Origin of the sequence: Williamsia sp. Leaf354 (assembly GCF_001424365.1) — a bacterium.
Taxonomy (GTDB): domain Bacteria; phylum Actinomycetota; class Actinomycetes; order Mycobacteriales; family Mycobacteriaceae; genus Williamsia_A.
Genome location: NZ_LMPL01000003.1, coordinates 114,696 through 133,892, shown reverse-complemented (window position 1 = coordinate 133,892; position 19,197 = coordinate 114,696). Strand labels below are relative to the sequence as shown.

The following is a 19,197-nucleotide window of genomic DNA, read 5'->3' as shown; positions in this document are numbered from 1 at the left end:
GCGTCGAGTGTGCTGGCGGCGAAACGTGAGGTGCGCTGGGAACGGCGCACACTCGGGGCGTGGCTTCCGCACCGTCAGCGGCGTGGGAACTGCTCCGGGAAGGTCGAGAGCCGCCGACGGTGCGGAGGCGACGGTGCGGAGGCCGGCGATCGAGTGTGCGGTGTTGTGGAGGTCCGTCGCGTCGGGTGTGGAGCACACTCGATGGCCGTTTCCGCACAGTCGGCACGGTGCGGTTCGTGCGGGACGGGTGGCCGTTTCCGCACAGTCGGCCGTGGGGCGGGCGGATGACGGACCGTGCTGACTGTGTGGAAACGCGCGTCGAGTGTGCTGGCGGCGGCACGTGAGGTGCGCTGGGAACGGCGCACACTCGGGGCGTGGCTTCCGCACCGTCAGCGGCATGCCGAGCTGCTCTGCGAGAGTCCGACGGTGCGGAGGCCGGCGATCGAGTGTGCGGTGTTGTGGAGGTCCGTCGCGTCGGGTGTGGAGCACACTCGATGGCCGTTTCCGCACAGTCGGCACCGTGACGCCGGCCGTTTCCGCACAGTCGGCAACCGAGTCGGAGTCGATAGGCTCGATGGGTGGCCGGTACCGAGGATCGACGGGGATCGCGGTGGGTGCTGCACATCGACATGGATGCCTTCTTCGCCTCGGTCGAGCAGCTCACTCGTCCCACCCTGCGCGGCCGCCCGGTGCTCGTCGGCGGGGTCGGCGGCCGAGGGGTGGTCGCCGGAGCGAGTTACGAGGCTCGGCGCTTCGGAGCACACTCGGCGATGCCGATGCACCAGGCGCGCAGACTGATCGGGTCGTCGGCGGTGGTCGTGCCACCCCGCGGCGCGGTCTACCGTGTCGTCAGCGCCCGGGTGTTCGCGATGATCCGCGAGGCGATACCGGTCATCGAGATGCTGTCGTTCGACGAGGCGTTCGGTGAACCCGAGGCATTGGTGGGCGCCGCGCGCAGCGAGGTGATCACGTTCGCCGAGCAGATCCGGTCGCGGATCGCCGACGAGCTCGGCCTGGCCGCGTCAATCGGGGCGGGCAGTGGGAAGCAGATCGCCAAGATCGCCTCGGGGATGGCGAAACCCGATGGCGTGACGGTCATCTCACCCGGATCCGAACAGGAGTTCCTCCGCCCGCTGTCGGTGCGGAAGCTGTGGGGGATCGGACCGGTGGCCGGCGACCGGCTGCATCGCCTGGGCATCGACACCATCGGCGATCTCGCCGACCTGTCGCCGATGGAGGTGGCCTCGGTGCTCGGGTCGACGGTGGGTCCGGCGCTGCACCGACTGGCGCAAGGGTTCGACGACCGACAGGTCGCCGAACGGACCTCGGCGAAACAGATCAGCGCTGAATCGACCTTCGCCGACGACGTCGTGTCGATGCCGCGACTGCGGGAGGCCATCGCGACCTCGGCCGCATCGGCGCATCGGCGCCTCCTCGACGACGGTCGCGGGGCACGCACGGTCGTCCTCAAACTCAAGAAGTCCGACATGTCGGTGCTCACCCGATCGACCACCTTCGCCCCGGCCACCACCGACCTCGCGACCCTGGCCGCCGCGGCCCAGCGCCTCGCCCTCGACCCCGTCGACATCGGACCCGTTCGCCTTGTCGGCGTGGGGTTCTCCGGCCTCACCACCGACGAACAGTTCCTGCTCTTCGGCGGCGACGCCACCGACCGCCCGGTGACCACCGCCGACGCCCCCGAGGAGCCGGTCATCGTCACCGCCGTCGATGGCGTGGACCCCGCCGAGCCGCTACCGGGCGGTCCGGTCGCCGAGGTGGGCGTGCAGAAGGCGTCGGGCCGTGTCGTGAGTCCCGACGGTGCGGTGACGTGGGCGACCGGTACCGACGTGACGCACCCCGAGTTCGGTCACGGCTGGGTGCAGGGCAGTGGCCACGGCGTCGTCTCGGTGCGGTTCGAGACCCGCGCGACCGGTCCCGGCCGCACCGCGACGTTCCCCTCCGATACCGCCGACCTCACGGCCGCCGATCCACTCGCCAGCCTCGACTGGACCTGACTCAGCGGTCAGGCGCCACCCGCGGCGACCGGTCCGGCCGCGAAGAACGCCGCGATCCCGTCGTGATCGGTGCCGACCGAGAGCAGTGCCGCCAGCGCCACCCGCGCCTGGGGCGGACGCAGCCACGGTGAGACGACCGCCCCCGCGGCCGCGAGATCGACCGCGCCACCGCCACCTCCGTAGGTGGCGACCACCTCCCCGAACGGCACGCGGGTCGAGATGACGGTCGCCACGCCCAGGCTGATCGCGTCGGCCACCGCGTCACGCACACCGGGACCGACGTTGCCCGACCCGAGGCCGGCGACCACGAGCCCGCGCGCCCCGGAAGCGACCAGGTGCGCGATGATGTCGGGCACGAACCCCGGGTGCACGGTGACGATGTCGACCCGTGCGCTCACGGGGGAGTGCCCGCCGACATCGATCCGCGGACGCGCGAGCCCGGGGGCGGCGCAGTCGAAGGCGCGGAGGTCGGATGCGCTGACCTTGACCGTCCCCCGCGCCGGCAGAACCTGACCGCCGAACGCGACGAGCACCCCGCGCGACCGGGAGTCCGGGTCGGCGGCGCACGCGACGGCCGCGGCGAGATTCGCGGGACCGTCGGCGCCCTCGGCGTCGGAGGGTCGTTGCGCGCCGGTGAACACCACGGGGCGGGGGTCGTCGAGGACCAGGTCGGCGAGCATCGCCGACTCCTCGAGCGTGTCGGTGCCGTGGGTCACGACGACACCGGCGACCGCGGGGTCGGCGAGTTCGGTGGAGATCGCCCGCACGAGGGTCCACTGGTCGTCGGGTGTCATCGCCGAACTGTCGAGCGAGAGCACCGTCCGCGGACGCAGCGTGACGTCGCCGACACGGGACCCGACGAGATCGGCCCGCACCAGATCGTGGACGTCGACCGCGGGCACGACACCGCCCGCACTGTGTTGCGACGCGATGGTCCCGCCGGTGCCGAGTATCGCGATGACAGGTGTGGCGGACATGTGACGAAAGCTTGCTGACCTCGGTCGTCGTGGTCAAATCCGGGCCGGGAGGCGTGTGCGGTTCGCCCGATTGTCGTTCGCCCACACATCGGTTTGGCATAGTGGTGTCCGATCCGGGGGGAACGCGGTCGTCCGCGACCGCCCCCATCGGTACACATGAGTCCCCGGGCTCGACGACCTCGGCCCGACAGGTCGGTGGCTCTCCAGCCGCCGGCCCCGGGTTCGACAAGCCCTGACGACGACAGACGAGAAGAGGACATTTCGTGAAGCTCCAGAAGATCGCCACCGCAGGCCTGGCCGTCGCAGCCGTGTTCATGATCGGCGCGTGCAGCGACAACTCCGACGACGGCACGCAAGCTCAGGCCACGTCCGCCACGAGTTCGTCGGCCGCGACGGGTGACACCGCCGGTGGGGGCGTGAACGATCCCTCGAAGCCGCCGAGTGCCTCGACGCTCAACGGACTGCTGGAGAAGGCCCTCGACCCGAACGTGCCGGCCAGCGAGAAGACGAAGCTCGTCCAGGGCTCCGACGCCGACCCGCAGCTGTTCGACAAGCTCGTGAAGGCCCGTCAGGACAACCCCGACATCACCTACTCGCTGCAGGCCCCGGTCATCGCGACCGGCAACGGCCAGGCGACGGTCAAGGTCAAGGTGAAGCTGCCCAACGTGCCCGAGCAGACCGTCGACGCCGCGATCGTCTACGACAACGGCACGTGGAAGCTCGCCAAGACCACGGTGTGCCCGCTGCTGCTGGCCAACAACGTGCAGAGCGCCATGTGCCCGGCGGCCAACTGAGCCCCGTCTGAACACCGCTCGCAGCGACTGCCCCCGAACCCCACGGTTCGGGGGCAGTCGTGTGTCAGCGGGTCGTCTCCCAGCGGATGTCGACGCCGGTCTTCTGGACCAGCGGCCGGGCGGGGTCCGAGCCGACCAGTGACCGGCCACCGTCGACCGTCAGCTCGCCGCTGACCGGGAGTCCGCGCGACAGGTCGAGGGTCATCGACCCCGACCCGGTCATCGAGTACGAGGCGATGGTGAGCGTCTGATCGGATCCGGGGATGGTGAAGACCGCGTTCACCGGTTCCTCGTCGACGGTCACGTCGATCGCCAACGTCGATCCGGTGCGTGCGCGCAGCGTCGAGGTGATGGTCTGCCGCACCGTGGCCGCGCCGGTGATCGTGCGTACCGACCGCCACCGCGCGCCCACCCCGATCGGGTCGCGGGGGAGTGTCACCGACCGCTGCAACGCCTGCACCAGGGTCTGTTCGATCGCCGAGCGGGCGGTGTCGTCGGCCGCGGCGGCGGGCACGATGCGCAGGGCGATCGGCACCGACCCGGCCGCGACCGCGAGACCCGCCCGCGATCCGCGCACCGCGGCGAGCGACCGCGACAGGTCCGGCGACGGCGACGACGCGGCGCCGAGGGTGAGTTCGATGTCGGTCGGGTCGCCGCACAGCACCTGCGCGGTGATCGGCAGGTCCACGGTCTGGGCGTCGTCGCTCGGTGCCTGTCCCTGCGAGAGGCTCGTCGACGACGACGTCGTGACCAGGCGGACCTGCTGGGCCGAGGTGGTACTCGGCGCACCGACCGGTGCCAGTCGCGGCGCGGCGCCGGCGTCGAGGACCTCCACCGTCGCCGGCGGCACCGGCAGGAGCGACGCACCGGAGGCGCCGACGGTCGACTCGGTCGTACACCCCGCGGCCGCCGAGGAACTGCTCGCACTGTCGGGGCCGGGATCACCGGAACCGCACCCGGCGACGACCGCCGCGATCACCGCGCACGCCCCCACCGCCTGCGCTTGACGGAGAAGGGGGCGGGTGATGAGGGCGTCGGGCACGCATTGAAGGTTATCGACTCCGGTTAGGGGACAATGGTCGGCGTGAGCAACGACCCGACCGATGAACCCGCCGGACCCGACACCGCCGCCGGAGTCGGTGGGTCCGCCGATCCCGCCGTCACGAACCGACCGGCGCCCCGATCGACGACGATGATCGCGCTGCTGCCCGCGGTCGCGCTGTTCATCCTGGTCGCCGATCTGGTGACGAAGATCGTGGTCGTCGCGACCATTGACCCGCTGCGCCCCATCTCGATCATCGGTGACACCGTCACGCTGCGCCTGGTCCGCAACTCCGGCGCCGCGTTCTCGATGGCCACCGGTTACACCTGGATCCTGACGATCGTCGCGCTCGCCGTCGTCGTCGGCATCATCCGATACAGCTCCCGCCTGCGGTCTCCACTGTGGGCGCTGGGCCTCGGGCTGATCCTCGGGGGCGCGCTGGGCAACCTGGTCGACCGTCTGTTCCGCGATCCCGGCCCGCTGCGCGGGCACGTGGTCGACTTCGTGTCCATCGGCTGGTGGCCGGTGTTCAACGTGGCCGACTCGGCGGTGGTGTGCGGCGCGGTCCTGCTGGTCGGCCTGACGCTCTTCGGGGTGGAACTCGACGGGACGCGGGCGTCGACCCGCACCCGCGACGACGAGCGCACACCGGTGGCGCCCGATGCGTGAGAGCCGGTCGATGCCCGTCCCCGACGGCATCGACGGGATGCGACTCGATGCCGGGGTCTCGCGGATGATGGGGTTCTCGCGCACCGCGGTCGCCGCACTCGCCGACAACGGCGACGTGCAGGTCGACGGCACCGCCGTCGGGAAGTCGCATCGACTCACCGCGGGTGCCTGGCTCGAGGTGCTGCTGCCCGAACCGGCACGCCCGGTCGAGAACCTGGTGCAGCCGATCGAGAACATGGACATCCTGTTCGCCGACGACGACATCGTGGTGGTCGACAAGCCGGTCGGTGTCGCCGCGCACGCCTCGGTCGGATGGACCGGACCGACGGTGATCGGCGGCCTCGCCGCCGCCGGGTATCGCATCTCCACCTCCGGCGCCCACGAGCGACAGGGCATCGTGCACCGTCTCGACGTCGGCACGTCCGGGGTGATGGTGGTCGCGACGTCGGAGCGCGCGTACACCCTGCTCAAGCGGGCCTTCAAGGAGCGCACGGTCGACAAGCGCTACCACGCCCTGGTGCAGGGCCACCTCGATCCGTCGAGCGGCACCATCGACGCCGCCATCGGCCGTCACCCGGGCAACGAGTGGAAGTTCGCCGTGACCACCGCGGGCAAACCCAGCGTCACCCACTACGACACCCTCGAGATGTTCGCCGCGGCCAGCCTCCTCGACGTCCACCTCGAGACCGGTCGCACCCACCAGATCCGTGTGCACTTCTCGGCGCTGCACCACCCCTGCTGCGGTGACATCACCTACGGCGCCGATCCGGCGTTGGCCGCCCGCCTCGGCCTCGAACGTCAGTGGCTGCACGCCCGGGCGTTGTCGTTCGCCCACCCCTCCGACGGGCGACTGGTCGAGTTCACCAGCCCCTACCCGGATGATCTCCGGGGTGCGTTGGACGTCCTGCGTGCGACCTGACGGTCTGCGGAGCGCGTTCGGCTCGATCGCCGTGGGCGCGGTCGTCGTGTTGGTCTTCTTCGGCGGTCTCTACGCCCTGGGTGCAGCCCATCCGCCCCGACGTCCCGCGGTCACCACCGACCGGCTCGGTCCCACCGGAGGGCAGTCGGTGGACGAGTACATCGCCGAGGCCTCGGCGGGCACCGAGCGGGCCACGGGCACCCGGTGGGCGCTGGTGTCGCCGCGGGCACCCCTCGACGACGACACCGCGTGGTCGCTGGTCGCCGGTACGGGACCGTCGCGGGTCGCCTTCCACGTGACGGTCGACGCGGTCGCCACACCGGCCACGTTCGAACCCCTCACCCGGGATCGGGGGTCGCTGCAGACCGCGCGCGACCTCGCCGTCGACGACGTCGAACGGACCGCCGGTCCCGACGCGGTGGGTCGCGATCGACAGATCGCCACGCTCGTGCGGTCACGGCTCACCGCAGGATGTGCGTGCGTGGTCGCTCTCGTCGTGCGCGGTGACGCCGACCGGTTGCGCGCGATCGCGGGCGACCGGCGGGTCCGTGCGGTCGAGGTCCTCCCGGCCGACGCGGGCGGGCGGTTCACCGTCGGGGCGCTGCTCCCCGAACAGTTCGATCGTGTCGGTCCGCTCTCCGACACCGCTCCGGTTCCCGCGAACTGACCGACGGCTCGAGTCCCACGCGTCACAGCCCGCCCGGCGTGTCGCGGTGTGTCGGCGGTGTGCACACGACCGGTGGGCGCCCGCACTGTGTGGCTCACCGGTCTTGTGGGTGCCCGCACCTAAACTGGACGACACGTCGCAGCCGGCCATCGGACCGCGCGCGGCAGTGCATCGGCGGGGACCCCGCAGCGTTCGTCGAGAGGTATTCCACGTGTCGGATTCGTTCGTCCATCTGCACAACCACACCGAGTACTCCATGCTCGACGGGGCCGCGAAGGTGGCGCCCATGTTCGCCGAGGCCAAGCGTCTCGGGATGACCGCCATCGGCATGACCGACCACGGGAACATGTTCGGCGCCAGCGAGTTCTACAACGTCGCCTCCGATCACGACATCACGCCGATCATCGGCATCGAGGCCTACATCGCCCCCGCCTCGCGCTTCGACACCAAACGCGTCCTGTGGGGCGATCGCGACCAGAAGAGCGACGACGTCTCCGGTAGCGGCGCCTACACCCACATGACGATGGTCGCCGAGAACGCGACCGGCCTGCGCAACCTGTTCACCCTGAGCTCGCTCGCGTCGATCGAGGGACAGCTCGGCAAGTGGGCCCGCATGGACGCCGAACTCATCGCCGCCCACGCCGAGGGGATCATCGCCACCACCGGCTGCCCGTCGGGTGAGGTCCAGACCCGGCTGCGGCTGGGCCATCAGCGCGAGGCCCTCGAGGCCGCGGCGAAGTGGCAGGACATCTTCGGCAAGGAGAACTTCTACCTCGAGTTGATGGAGCACGGCCTCGAGATCGAGCGACGCGTCCGCGACGGTCTGCTCGAGATCGGCAGGCAGCTCGGCATCAAGCCGATCGTCACCAACGACTGCCACTACGTCACCAAGGGTCACGCGGTGACCCACGAGGCGCTGCTGTGCATCCAGACCGGCAAGACGCTGTCGGATCCGACGCGCTTCAAGTTCGACGGCGACGGGTACTACCTGAAGTCGGCCGCGGAGATGCGCGAGCAGTGGGACGACGTGGTGCCCGGCGCCTGCGACAACACCGTCGAGATCGGCGAGCGGGTCCAGAGTTACGCCGAGGTGTTCACCCCACGCGACCGGATGCCCATCTTCCCGGTGCCCGAGGGTGACACCCAGGAGACGTTCCTGCGCAAGGAGGTCACCGCGGGGTTGGCCCGGCGTTTCCCCGACGCACCCGTGCCGCAGCACTACACCGACCGCGCCAACTACGAACTCGACGTCATCATCCAGATGGGCTTCCCGGCCTACTTCCTCGTCGTCGGCGACCTCATCCGGCACGCCCACGAGGTCGGGATCCGCGTCGGCCCCGGCCGCGGCAGCGCCGCCGGATCGCTCGTCGCATGGGCGCTGGGCATCACCAACATCGACCCCATCCCGCACGGTCTGCTCTTCGAGCGGTTCCTCAACCCCGAGCGTGTGTCGATGCCCGACATCGACATCGACTTCGACGACCGCCGCCGCGGGGACATGGTCCGCTACGCCACCGAGCGCTGGGGCAGTGACAAGGTCGCCCAGGTCATCACCTTCGGCACCATCAAGACCAAGGCCGCGATCAAGGACTCGGCGCGGGTGCAGTTCGGTCAGCCCGGCTACGCCATCGCCGACCGCATCACCAAGGCGCTGCCGCCGCCCATCATGGCCAAGGACATCTCGGTCGCCGGGATCACCGACCCCGACCACGATCGCTACGGCGAGGCCTCGGAGGTCCGTGCGCTCATCGAGACCGACCCCGACGTCAAGAAGATCTACGACACCGCACTGGGTCTCGAGGGACTGATCCGCAACGCCGGCGTGCACGCCTGCGCGGTGATCATGTCCTCGGAGCCGCTCACCGAGGCGATCCCGGTGTGGAAACGTGCCCAGGACGGCGCCATCATCACCGGCTGGGACTACCCGTCGTGTGAGGCCATCGGGCTGCTCAAGATGGACTTCCTCGGGCTGCGCAACCTGACGGTCATCAACGACGCGCTCGAGAACATCACCACCAACCGCGGCATCGAGATCGACATGGACACGCTGCCCCTCGACGACACCACGACCTACGAGTTGATGGCGCGCGGGCAGACCCTCGGCGTGTTCCAGCTCGACGGTGGGCCGATGCGTGAACTGCTCAAACGCATGCAGCCCACCACCTTCGAGGACATCGTCGCCGTCGGCGCCCTCTACCGGCCAGGCCCCATGGGCATGAACGCCCACAACGACTATGCCGACCGCAAGAACGGTCGCCAGGACGTCAAGCCGATCCACCCCGAGCTGGCCGAACCGCTCAAGGACATCCTCGGCGACACCTACGGCCTCATCGTCTACCAGGAGCAGATCATGCAGATCGCTCAGAAGGTGGCCGGGTACTCACTGGGTCGAGCCGACATCCTGCGTCGCGCGATGGGCAAGAAGAAGGCGTCGGTGCTGGCCCAGGAGTTCGAGGGGTTCGAGGCGGGCATGGTCGCCAACGGGTTCTCCAAGGCGGCCATCAAGGCGCTGTGGGACACGATCCTCCCGTTCGCCGGCTACGCGTTCAACAAGTCGCACGCGGCCGCCTATGGGCTGGTGTCGTACTGGACGGCGTATCTCAAGGCCAACTTCCCGGCCGAGTTCATGGCGGGACTGCTCACCTCGGTCGGCGACGACAAGGACAAGGCCGCGATCTACCTGGCCGACTGCCGCAAGCTGGGCATCACGGTCCTCCCGCCCGACGTCAACGAGTCGCAGCGCTACTTCGCCGCCGTCGGTGAGGACATCCGCTTCGGCCTGGTCGCGGTGCGCAACGTGGGGACGAACGTGGTCACCGCGATCCTCGCCGCGCGTGAGGAGAAGGGGAAGTTCCACAGCTTCTCGGACTACCTCGGCAAGATCGACGTCACCGCCTGCAGCAAGAAGGTCACCGAATCCCTCATCAAGGCAGGTGCTTTCGACTCGCTGGGCCACCCCCGCAAGGGACTGTTCCTGGTGCATGTCGACGCCGTCGACGCGGTGCTGGGCACGAAGAAGGCCGAGGCCGTCGGCCAGTTCGACCTGTTCGGTGACGCCGGCGGTGCCGACGACGCCGGTGCGGTGATCGACGACGTCTTCGCCGTCCGGGTGCCCGACGAGGAGTGGGACACCAAGCACAAGCTCGCGCTCGAACGGGAGATGTTGGGGCTCTACGTGTCCGGGCATCCGCTCGGCGGTATCGAGCACGTCATCTCGGCGCAGACCGATACCTCGCTGACCAGCCTGCTGGAGAAGAACGTCTCCGACGGCGCGCAGATCGTCATCGGCGGCATCATCTCCGCGGTGACCCGACGGGTCAACAAGAAGGGCGAGCCGTACGCGGTGGTCACCCTCGAGGATCTCGTCGGTGGTGTGGAGGTGTACTTCTTCCCTCGCGCGTTCCAGGCCTACGGGATGGACATCGTGGCCGATGCGGTGGTGCTCATCAAGGCCCGGGTCAACATCCGCGACGACGACAACATGATGATCAGCGCCAACGATCTGGCGGTGCCCGACCTCTCACACGTGGGGGAGGCGCGCCCGCTCGCCCTGACGATGTCGACGCGACTGTGTACGCAGGACCGGGTGAGTGCCCTCAAGCAGGTCCTGATCCGTCATCCGGGGACATCGGATGTCCACGTGCGGCTCATCAGCGGCGAGTCGGCGACCACCCTGCGACTCGACGACAACCTCCGGGTGACCCCGAGTTCGGCCCTGATGGGCGACCTGAAGGCGCTTCTCGGGCCGACCTGCCTCAGCGGGTAGTCGCGCGGCGGGTCGCACCGAGGCGGCCGGTCCACCAGACCGCGGTGGCGGCGATGGTCACGGCCCACGCGGTGACCTCGCCGGAGCCGGTGAGCACGCCGACGACGACGGCGACCACGAGGGCGGTGAGCACCGCGGCCACCTTGTGTCGCGGCCATGCGACACCGGCGATCGAGACGGTGGGCGCCGCGGTCCGCCCGGAGTGAGCGGGTGCGGTGTTCACGCTGATCGTCGTCATGGGCGGCTGACCTCCTGGTGCGAAGCACGACGGGCTTCTGTCGGGGTGTGCGAACACCAGTCTACTGCCATCGCCAGCAAAAGTTTTCGGGTGACCGAAACCGGGTGATATCCGCGTGTCGCCGCAGCTCAGGATCGGTTGTGCGGACACCCTCGCCGCGGTCGGTGTTTCGCTAGAGTCGATGGTGCTCGACCGCACGTCGACACGACCGACAAGAGGAGATCCGCCATGCCGCTCGAAGGTGAATACGCCCCGAGTACCAGCGACTGGGCCCGCGAACAGGCCGAGAAGATCGAGAACTCGAACGGCACCGAGGCCACCGAGATGAACGGCATGCCCGTCATCCTGCTCACCACCGTCGGCAACAAGACCGGGAAGCTCCGCAAGACCCCGCTCATGCGGGTCGAGCACGAGGGCGCCTACGCCGCGGTCGCCTCCCTCGGCGGCGCACCCAAGCATCCCGTCTGGTACCACAACATCGCCGCCAACCCGCACGTCGAACTCCGCGACGGGGAACTCGTCCAGGACATGGTGGCCCGGGAGGTGTTCGGTGGCGAGAAGCAGATCTGGTGGGACCGCGCGGTCGAGGCCTACCCGCCGTATGCGGAGTACCAGGAGAAGACCGACCGCCAGATCCCGGTGTTCGTCCTCGAGGCCACACCCGGGAGCTGATCGCCGTGATCGGCGCAGATGGTGAGACGATGAGAGCGTGAGCAGTCCGCCGCGCCTCGTCACCCCGTCCGCACCGACCCTGGACGTCGAGTCGATCCGTGCTGCCGCCGACCGCGCGAAGGCGGTGGTCGACCGCACGCCGTTGCAGGCCAACGCACGCCTGTCGGCGGCGACCGGCGCGCAGGTGTACCTCAAGCGCGAGGACCTGCAGTCGGTGCGGTCGTACAAGATCCGCGGCGCGTACAACACGATGGGATTGTTGACCGCCGAGGAGTTGGCGGCCGGTGTCGTCGCGGCGAGCGCGGGCAACCATGCGCAGGGCGTCGCCTACGCCTGCAAGTCGATGGGGGTGCGGGGACGCATCTACGTACCCACCACCACCCCGAAGCAGAAGCGTGACCGGATCCTGTGGCACGGCGGTGATTTCATCGAGTTGATCCCCGTCGGCGACACCTACGACGCGGCCGCCGCGGCGGCGCAGGCCGATGTCATGACCTCCGGCGCCACCTGGATCCACGCGTTCGACGACGTCCGCACCGCCGCCGGACAGGGCACCATCGCGCTCGAGATCGTCGAGCAACTCGGCCGTGTGCCCGATGTCGTGCTCGCGCCCGTCGGCGGCGGCGGATGTCTGGCCGGGATGGCGACCTATCTCCGGGCCCTCGATCCCGACGTCGTGCTCGTCGGTGTCGAGCCGACGGGCGCGGCGTCACTGGCCGCGGCCCTCGTACACGGCGGTCCGGTGACCCTCGACGTGATCGACCCGTTCGTGGACGGTGCGGCGGTCAAGCGCGTCGGTGACCTCGCGCATCGTGTGCTGTCACCGTTGTCCCCGACGGTCGCCGATCACCCCGATCTCCCTGCTGCACTGACCATCTCACCGTCCCGCCGGAACCTGAGCCCGGGTAGCGCCCACATCGTCCACGTCGACGAGGGTGCGTTGTGTTCGGTGATGCTGGAGCTCTACCAGGACGACGGCATCATCGCCGAGCCGGCCGGGGCGCTGGCGGTCGCGGGTCTCGACGGTCTGCGCTTCGCACCCGGGACGACGGTGGTGTCGCTGCTCTCCGGCGGCAACAACGACGTCTCCCGCTACGGCGAGATCATCGAGCGTTCGCTCGTCCACCGAGGCCTCAAGCACTATTTCCTCGTCGACTTCCCGCAGGAGCCCGGAGCCTTGCGCGGCTTCCTCGACGAGGTCCTCGGTCCCGACGACGACATCACCCTGTTCGAGTACGTGAAGCGCAACAACCGCGAGACCGGTGCCGCGCTCGTCGGTGTGCAGCTGAACTCGGCCGACGGACTGTCGTCACTGCTCGACCGCATGACGGACTCGCGCCTGACGGCCGAGCGCCTGGTACCCGGGTCACCGGCCTACCGCTACCTCACCTGAGCGATCGGACTGCGGCTCAGGCGTGCGCCTCGGATCTGCTTCACCGGAACCGAGAGTCGACGAGTTGGTCAGCGATGTTTCCCGCTGAGCGGTAAACATCGCTGACTGTGGTGGGTGACACCCGCATGCCGGATCCTCAGGCGGCGGGCACCAGTGAAGTGAGGATGTCGGCGACGATGCGGTGCGACTCGAGGCGGGCATCGAAGTCGGCCAGGGTCGAGCTGATCATGATCTCGTCGGCTCCGGTGGAGTCGACCAGACTCCGCAGCTCGTTCGCCACGTGGTCGCGGCCGCCGACGATCCAGGCCGAACTCGTCTCCGCGACAGCCGATTCCTGCATCGGGGTCAGCGGCGTGGCCGCGGCCTGCTCCGCCGTCGGGTAGCGACCGGCGGTTCCGCTGCGCAACCGTGCCATCGCCAGGCGCTGCGGACCGGCGTGGTAACGGGCGGTCTCGTCGTCGGACGCCGCGACGACGGTCGCGGTGACCATCGCGTACGGGGCGTCGAGGACGGCGCTCGGCCGGAAGTTGTCGCGGTAGGTGGCCAACGCCGCGAAGGTCTCACGCGGCGCGAAGTGACGGGCGAACGCGAACGGCAGACCGAGCAGCCCCGCCAGCTGGGCGCTGTACGTGGACGACCCGAGCAACCACATGTCCGGCGACGCGCCCTCACCGGGGACGGCGGTGATGGCCGAGTACGGGTGCTCCTCGGGGAACGCGCCGGCGAGGAACGCCCGGAGCTGTGCGAGCTCCTGGGGGAAGTCGTCGGCCGAGAGCGCACCGGGGGCGCGGCGCAGTGCGTGGGCGGTGACCTGATCGGTGCCCGGTGCACGGCCGATCCCGAGGTCGATCCGACCGGGGAACAGGGCGTCGAGGGTGCCGAACTGCTCGGCGATCACCAGCGGCGCGTGGTTGGGCAGCATGATGCCGCCCGATCCGACACGGAGCGTCCGGGTGGCTCGCGCGACCTGCCCGATCACGATGGCGGGACTGGAGCTGGCGATGCCGGGCATGTTGTGGTGCTCGGCGAGCCAGAACCGTCGATAGCCCCACCCCTCGGCGGCGACCGCAAGGGCGACGGCGTTCTGGAGGGCCTGACCGACGGTGGTGCCCTCGACGACGGGTGCGATGTCCAGGACGGAATAGGGAACGCTCATGGTGGGTGCAACACCCACGGTCATGCCGGTATTTCGCCCCGTCTGCCCGTCGAACCGTCTACGCGTCGATCCGCCGACCGATGACGACGTTGTGGCCGGTCGAGGTGAGGCCGGTGTCGGTGGTGGTGACGGGGTCCCAGAGCAGCACCGGTTCGAGCGCGATCGGCACGACGGTGTCGGCAGGGGAGAGCACGACGACGGTCGACAGCTCTCCCCGGTGCATGGCGAACCAGCCCGCGTCGGCGTCGAACTCGACCTCCACCGAGGTCAGGGAGTTCGCGGCGATGTCCGGGGAGCCGGCGCGGAGCGCGATGAGCGACCGGTAGAACTCGAGGACGCGTCGGTGCGCCGGCTCCTCGGGTTCGGACCAGTCGAGCTTCGACCGGGTGAACGTCGCCGGATCCTGTGGATCGGGGATCTCCTCGGCGTCCCATCCGTGGTCGGCGAACTCCTTGATGCGGCCGGTCGCGGTGGCCTCCCCCAGCTCGGGTTCGGGATGGGAGGTGAAGAACTGGAACGGCGTGCTCGCGCCCCACTCCTCGCCCATGAACAGCATGGGGGTGAACGCCGAGGTCAGCACCAGAGCCGCCTTGATGGCGAGTTGCCCCGGGGTCAGATAGGCGGTGGGCCGGTCACCGATGGCGCGGTTGCCGATCTGGTCGTGGTTGCACGTGTAGACCACGAGCGACGTCGATGGCACCACCGCGGGGTCGATGGGGCGACCGTGGCGACGCCGGCGGAACGAGGAGTACGTCGCCGCGTGGAAGAAACCCCCGGTGAGAACGGTGGCGAGGCATTCGTAGCTCCCGAAATCGCCGTAGTAGCCCTGCCGTTCGCCCGAGACCGTGGTGTGGATCGCGTGGTGCACGTCGTCGTCCCACTGGGCGGCGAGGCCGTAGCCGCCGAGGCCGCGGTCGGTGATCAGTCGTGGGTCGTTCAGGTCGCTCTCGGCGATCAGCGACAGCGGACGCCCGAGTTCTGCCGCCAGCGCGTCGGTGCGGACGGCGAGTTCCTCGAGCAGGTGGATGGCGGTGTGGTCCACCAGGGCGTGAACGGCGTCCAATCGCAGTGCGTCGACATGGAATACGCGCAACCAGCGCAGCGCGTTGTCGAGGATGTACTCCCGTACCGGGTCCGACTGTGCCTGGTCGAGGTTGAGTGACTGACCCCATGTGTTGGCGCCGTCGGTGAGGTACGGACCGAAGCGGGGGAGGTAGTTGCCCGACGGCCCGAGGTGGTTGTAGACCACGTCGAGCACCACCCCGAGACCGCGGGTGTGGCAGGCGTCCACGAACCGTGCGAATCCTGCGGGCCCGCCGTAGATCTCGTGGACGGCGTACCACGCGACGCCGTCGTAGCCCCAGTTGTGCGTGCCGTTGAACCCGTTGACGGGCATCACCTCGACGAACCCGACGCCCAGATCGACGAGGTGGTCGAGCCGTTCGACGGCCGAGTCGAAGGTTCCGTCGGGGGTGAAGGTGCCGATGTGCAGCTCGTAGATCACCGCGCCGGCGATGGCGCGACCCTGCCACTCCCCGTCGGCCCACAGGTCGTCGTCGACGGTGAACGGCGCGGACAGGCCGTGGACGCCGTCGGGCAGGCGGGGTGAGCGGGGGTCGGGGAGCACGTCCCCGCCCGCCCCGCCGTCCTGGTCGGCGCCGTTGTCCTTGTCACCGTCGATCACGAACCCGTACCGGCCGGGACCCGTTGGTGCCGTTGATGTCCGCCACCACGAACCGTCGGCCTGCATCGCGACGGGGTCGCCGTCGTCGATCACCACCGACACACTCGTCGCGTCCGGTGCCCACACCTCGTACGTCTGCTGCTGTGCCACGTCTCGACCGTAGCCGCCCCGGGTGCCCGGGGTGCGGTTCAGTCGCCGAGGCGCTCGCCGGTGGTCGGGTGGAACAGGTGCACGGTGGGTTCGGTTTGTCGCAGCCGGATCTGTTCACCGATCTTGGCCGGACCACGCACCGCGGTGCGCGAGACGAGGGTGACCTCGCCGCCGTCGACGGTGCGCACGGCGGGATCGTCGACGGTCGCGTACACGTAGGTCTCGCTGCCCAGTTCCTCCAGCAGGCTCACCGTGGCCGGTACGCCCTCGCCGGAGTCGCCGAGGGTGAACGCCTCGGGGCGCACGCCGACGATGGCCGAGTCGAGGCCTTGGCGACCGATCTCGGCGAGAGCGGTGCGGGGGACGGCCACGGTGGCGCCGCCGATCGAGACGCCGTCGTCGGTGAGCGGCGCGGTGAACAGGTTCATGGCGGGGGAGCCGATGAACCCGGCCACGAACGCGTTCACGGGTCGGTCGTACAGCTCGGTGGGCGAACTGAACTGCTGCAGCTTGCCGTCGCGGAGCACCGCGACGCGGTCGCCCATCGTCATGGCCTCCACCTGATCGTGGGTGACGTAGACGGTGGTGGTGCCGAGGCGACGCTGCAGGGCGGCGATCTGGGTGCGGGTCTGCACGCGGAGCTTGGCGTCGAGGTTGCTCAACGGCTCGTCCATGCAGAACACCTGCGGGTCGCGGACGATGGCGCGCCCCATGGCGACGCGCTGACGCTGGCCGCCGGAGAGCTTGCCCGGCTTGCGGTCGAGGTAGTCGGTGAGGTCGAGCAGCTTGGCGGCCTCGGCGACCTTCTGCTTGCGTTCCTCGACGCCGATCCCGCGCATCTTCAGCGCGAAGCCCATGTTCTCGCCGACGGTCTTGTTGGGGTACAGCGCGTAGTTCTGGAAGACCATCGCGATGTCGCGATCCTTGGGTGCGACGCCGACCATGTTCGAGCCGCCGATGGTGATCGCACCGCTGTCGATCTCCTCGAGGCCGGCGAGCATGCGCAGGGCGGTCGACTTGCCGGAGCCGGACGGGCCGACGAGGACGACGAACTCACCGTCGGCGATGTCGAGATCGAGCGAGTCGACCGCGAGCTTGTCGGCGCCGGGGTAGACGCAGCACGCCTTGTCGTAGGTGATGGAAGCCATGGGTTTCTCCTGTGATTCGGAAGGAAGTGTGGGTCGGGGGTTTACGTGGTGGCAGCGCTCATCTGATGGCAGGGGTCACTTGATCGCGCCGAAGGACAGACCGCGGACGAGCTTGTTCTGCGCGATCCAGCCGCAGATTACGACCGGCAACGCGGCCAACACCGATGCGGCCGAGAGCTGCGCCCAGAACAGTCCCTGCCCGGACATGAACCCGGTGAGGAAGACCGGCATGGTCTGCGCGTTCACCGCGGTCATGTTGACCGCGAAGAAGAACTCGTTCCACGAGAAGATGACGCAGATCAGTGCCGTGGCGGCGATCCCGGGGGAGATCAGCGGGAGGATGACCTCGCGGACAGAGGTCCACAGGCTCGCGCCGTCGATGCTCGCGGCCTCCAGCAGCTCCTTGGGGACCTCCATGAAGAACGACCGCATCATCCACACCGCGATCGGCAGGTTCATCGCCGTGTACAGGATGACCAGCGTCCAGATGTTGTCGAGCATCCCGATCTTGCCGACGATCACGTACAGCGGGATGATCGCCGCCACGATCGGCAGCATCTTGGTGCTGAGGAAGAAGAACAGGGCGTCGGAGGTCTTGCGGACCGGCCGCAGCGACAACGCGAACGCCGCGGGAACGCCGAGCAGCAACACCAGGATCGTCGACGCCACCGTGGCGAACACCGAATTGAGCAGCGGCGTGCCGATTCCGGCGTCGAAGACGTTGCGGAACTGGTCGAGCGTCGGGGTGAAGAAGAAGGTCGGCGGATTGGTGTTCGCGTCACTCTCCTTCTTGAACGCGGTGAGCACCATCCACAGCACGGGGAAGAAGAACCCGATCGCCAGGATCCAGGTGAACGCGGTGAGCAGTCCGCCCCTCGGGTTGCGCTTGCGGCGGATCACCGGGGCCGGCGTCGCGGCGGTGGTGGCGGGACGGGTGGGTGCGGTGGTGGCCATCAGACCGACTCCTCGGTGACGCTGAAGCTCTTGAACAGAAGGCGAAGGGCCAGCGTCGCGACGACCATCGTGCCGACGACGGTGACGACGCCCATGGCGGCCGCCTGACCGATGTCGAAGCCCAGGAACGCGCGCTGGTAGATGTAGAACGGCAGGTTCGAGCTCGCGACACCCGGTCCACCCGACGTCATCATGTAGACGGCGTCGAAGGTGTTGACGAGATAGATGGCGCCGAGCACGGTGCCGAGCTCGATGAACCGACGTAGGTGCGGCAACGTCAGCTCACGGAACAGGCGGAAGCTGGTGGCCCCGTCGACCTTCGCGGCCTCGGCGATGTCCTTCGGCATCGACTGCAGGCCGGCCAGGATCAGCAGCATCATGAACGGCGTCCACTGCCAGACGAGTTCACCCATCACGCTCGCGAGGGGGTACTCGCTGAGCCAGTCGGTCTTCACGCCGAACGGGCTCAGCGCGTAGTTCAACAGGCCGCTGGTGGGGGAGAGCAGGCTCGTCTTGAACAGCAGCGCCGACGCGACGGGCGTCACCAGGAACGGGGTGATCAGCAGGGTGCGGACGATGCTGCGGCCGATGAACTTCCGGTCGAGCAGGAGCGCGAAGATCAGCCCGAACACGACCGAGATGATCACCGTCCCGACGATGAGCAGGACCGTGTTGAGGGTGACCGTCCAGAACTGGGTGTCGCGGAAGACCTGGACGTAGTTGTTGAGCCAGTTGAACTCCCGTGAACCGGGGCGGACCAGGTTCCAGGACTGCGTGGAGTAGTACAGCGTCACCACGAACGGGATCTGGGTGACGATCACCATGAAGATGAGCGCCGGGAGCAGCGGTCCCCTCCGTCGCCACCCCTCGGCGCGACTGATGTGATCTCTACCGGAGGTCAACGGCGCGGAGTCGCGCGGTGCCTGAGCCGGTTCGACGAGTGCGGTGGCCAT

The 19,197-nt window shown here is 69.0% G+C and carries 16 protein-coding genes; 8 read left to right on the top strand and 8 right to left on the bottom strand.

Features of this window, described 5'->3' with window-relative positions:
• Nucleotides 1-629: 629 nt before the first annotated feature.
• The gene (locus ASG12_RS12140; protein ID WP_055790779.1) at nt 630-2,015 is read left to right on the top strand and encodes a DNA polymerase IV; all 1,386 of its coding nucleotides are present in this window, start codon (nt 630-632) and stop codon (nt 2,013-2,015) included.
• Between the two features lie 8 nt (nt 2,016-2,023).
• Here the strand turns inward: ASG12_RS12140 and ASG12_RS12135 are convergent, their stop codons facing one another.
• Complete coding sequence (locus ASG12_RS12135; protein ID WP_055789850.1) at nt 2,024-2,992, bottom strand: asparaginase; 969 nt, start codon at nt 2,990-2,992, stop codon at nt 2,024-2,026.
• Between the two features lie 263 nt (nt 2,993-3,255).
• Here ASG12_RS12135 and ASG12_RS12130 point away from each other — a divergent pair, with 263 nt between their 5' ends.
• Entirely contained in the window at nt 3,256-3,786 is a 531-nt protein-coding gene (locus ASG12_RS12130) for a hypothetical protein (RefSeq protein WP_235456721.1), read from the top strand.
• A gap of 64 nt (nt 3,787-3,850) precedes the next feature.
• Here the strand turns inward: ASG12_RS12130 and ASG12_RS12125 are convergent, their stop codons facing one another.
• Nucleotides 3,851-4,828, bottom strand: coding sequence for a hypothetical protein (locus ASG12_RS12125; RefSeq protein WP_235456712.1), 978 nt, complete (start codon nt 4,826-4,828; stop codon nt 3,851-3,853).
• A 42-nt stretch (nt 4,829-4,870) separates the two neighbouring features.
• Between ASG12_RS12125 and lspA the strand changes: the two genes are divergently transcribed.
• The 4 genes from lspA (at nt 4,871) to dnaE (ending at nt 10,849) form a co-directional block, all read left to right on the top strand.
• A complete protein-coding gene (lspA, locus tag ASG12_RS12120; protein ID WP_235456710.1) occupies nt 4,871-5,497 on the top strand; it encodes a signal peptidase II in 627 nt (208 codons plus the stop codon).
• Nucleotides 5,490-6,416, top strand: coding sequence for an RluA family pseudouridine synthase (locus ASG12_RS12115; RefSeq protein ID WP_055789844.1), 927 nt, complete (start codon nt 5,490-5,492; stop codon nt 6,414-6,416). Before lspA ends, ASG12_RS12115 begins: the two co-directional genes overlap by 8 nt.
• On the top strand, nt 6,406-7,083 hold the full coding sequence (locus ASG12_RS12110; RefSeq protein ID WP_055789841.1) for a hypothetical protein: 678 nt from the start codon (nt 6,406-6,408) through the stop codon (nt 7,081-7,083). The genes ASG12_RS12115 and ASG12_RS12110 overlap by 11 nt, the downstream gene beginning before the upstream one ends.
• A 211-nt stretch (nt 7,084-7,294) precedes the next feature.
• Nucleotides 7,295-10,849 (top strand): DNA polymerase III subunit alpha, encoded by a 3,555-nt coding sequence (gene dnaE, locus ASG12_RS12105; RefSeq protein WP_055789837.1) that lies wholly within the window; start codon nt 7,295-7,297, stop codon nt 10,847-10,849.
• Here dnaE and ASG12_RS12100 read toward each other — a convergent pair.
• The gene (locus tag ASG12_RS12100) at nt 10,839-11,087 is read right to left on the bottom strand and encodes a hypothetical protein (protein WP_055789833.1); all 249 of its coding nucleotides are present in this window, start codon (nt 11,085-11,087) and stop codon (nt 10,839-10,841) included. The genes dnaE and ASG12_RS12100 overlap by 11 nt on opposite strands.
• Nucleotides 11,088-11,315: 228 nt before the next feature.
• Between ASG12_RS12100 and ASG12_RS12095 the strand changes: the two genes are divergently transcribed.
• Both ASG12_RS12095 and ilvA read left to right on the top strand, forming a co-directional pair.
• A complete protein-coding gene (locus tag ASG12_RS12095) occupies nt 11,316-11,759 on the top strand; it encodes a nitroreductase family deazaflavin-dependent oxidoreductase (RefSeq protein WP_055789831.1) in 444 nt (147 codons plus the stop codon).
• 37 nt (nt 11,760-11,796) lie between these two features.
• Nucleotides 11,797-13,152 (top strand): threonine ammonia-lyase IlvA, encoded by a 1,356-nt coding sequence (gene ilvA, locus ASG12_RS12090; protein WP_055789827.1) that lies wholly within the window; start codon nt 11,797-11,799, stop codon nt 13,150-13,152.
• Between the two features lie 136 nt (nt 13,153-13,288).
• On the opposite strand, the gene ASG12_RS12085 is transcribed toward ilvA, so the two are convergent.
• The 5 genes from ASG12_RS12085 to ASG12_RS12065 all read right to left on the bottom strand — a co-directional run bounded on the left by ASG12_RS12085 (nt 13,289) and on the right by ASG12_RS12065 (nt 19,197).
• Complete coding sequence (locus ASG12_RS12085) at nt 13,289-14,308, bottom strand: LLM class flavin-dependent oxidoreductase (RefSeq protein WP_055790772.1); 1,020 nt, start codon at nt 14,306-14,308, stop codon at nt 13,289-13,291.
• A 58-nt stretch (nt 14,309-14,366) separates the two neighbouring features.
• A complete protein-coding gene (gene treZ / locus ASG12_RS12080; RefSeq protein ID WP_156378074.1) occupies nt 14,367-16,142 on the bottom strand; it encodes a malto-oligosyltrehalose trehalohydrolase in 1,776 nt (591 codons plus the stop codon).
• A 38-nt stretch (nt 16,143-16,180) separates the two neighbouring features.
• A complete protein-coding gene (locus ASG12_RS12075; protein ID WP_055789824.1) occupies nt 16,181-17,290 on the bottom strand; it encodes an ABC transporter ATP-binding protein in 1,110 nt (369 codons plus the stop codon).
• Nucleotides 17,291-17,365: 75 nt separating this feature from the next.
• Nucleotides 17,366-18,244, bottom strand: coding sequence for a carbohydrate ABC transporter permease (locus ASG12_RS12070; RefSeq protein WP_055789821.1), 879 nt, complete (start codon nt 18,242-18,244; stop codon nt 17,366-17,368).
• The gene (locus ASG12_RS12065; RefSeq protein WP_045823059.1) at nt 18,244-19,197 is read right to left on the bottom strand and encodes a carbohydrate ABC transporter permease; all 954 of its coding nucleotides are present in this window, start codon (nt 19,195-19,197) and stop codon (nt 18,244-18,246) included. The genes ASG12_RS12070 and ASG12_RS12065 overlap by 1 nt, the downstream gene beginning before the upstream one ends.

Bases quoted from the DNA above. Each gene is read 5' to 3' on its own strand.
- ASG12_RS12140 (WP_055790779.1), top strand. From the start codon at position 630: ATGGATGCCTTCTTCGCCTCGGTCGAGCAGCTCACTCGTCCCACCCTG.
- ASG12_RS12135 (WP_055789850.1), bottom strand. From the start codon at position 2,992: ATGTCCGCCACACCTGTCATCGCGATACTCGGCACCGGCGGGACCATC.
- ASG12_RS12115 (WP_055789844.1), top strand. From the start codon at position 5,490: ATGCGTGAGAGCCGGTCGATGCCCGTCCCCGACGGCATCGACGGGATG.
- ASG12_RS12100 (WP_055789833.1), bottom strand. From the start codon at position 11,087: ATGACGACGATCAGCGTGAACACCGCACCCGCTCACTCCGGGCGGACC.
- ASG12_RS12095 (WP_055789831.1), top strand. From the start codon at position 11,316: ATGCCGCTCGAAGGTGAATACGCCCCGAGTACCAGCGACTGGGCCCGC.
- ASG12_RS12085 (WP_055790772.1), bottom strand. From the start codon at position 14,308: ATGAGCGTTCCCTATTCCGTCCTGGACATCGCACCCGTCGTCGAGGGC.
- ASG12_RS12075 (WP_055789824.1), bottom strand. From the start codon at position 17,290: ATGGCTTCCATCACCTACGACAAGGCGTGCTGCGTCTACCCCGGCGCC.
- ASG12_RS12070 (WP_055789821.1), bottom strand. From the start codon at position 18,244: ATGGCCACCACCGCACCCACCCGTCCCGCCACCACCGCCGCGACGCCG.
- ASG12_RS12065 (WP_045823059.1), bottom strand. From the start codon at position 19,197: ATGGCCACCGCACTCGTCGAACCGGCTCAGGCACCGCGCGACTCCGCG.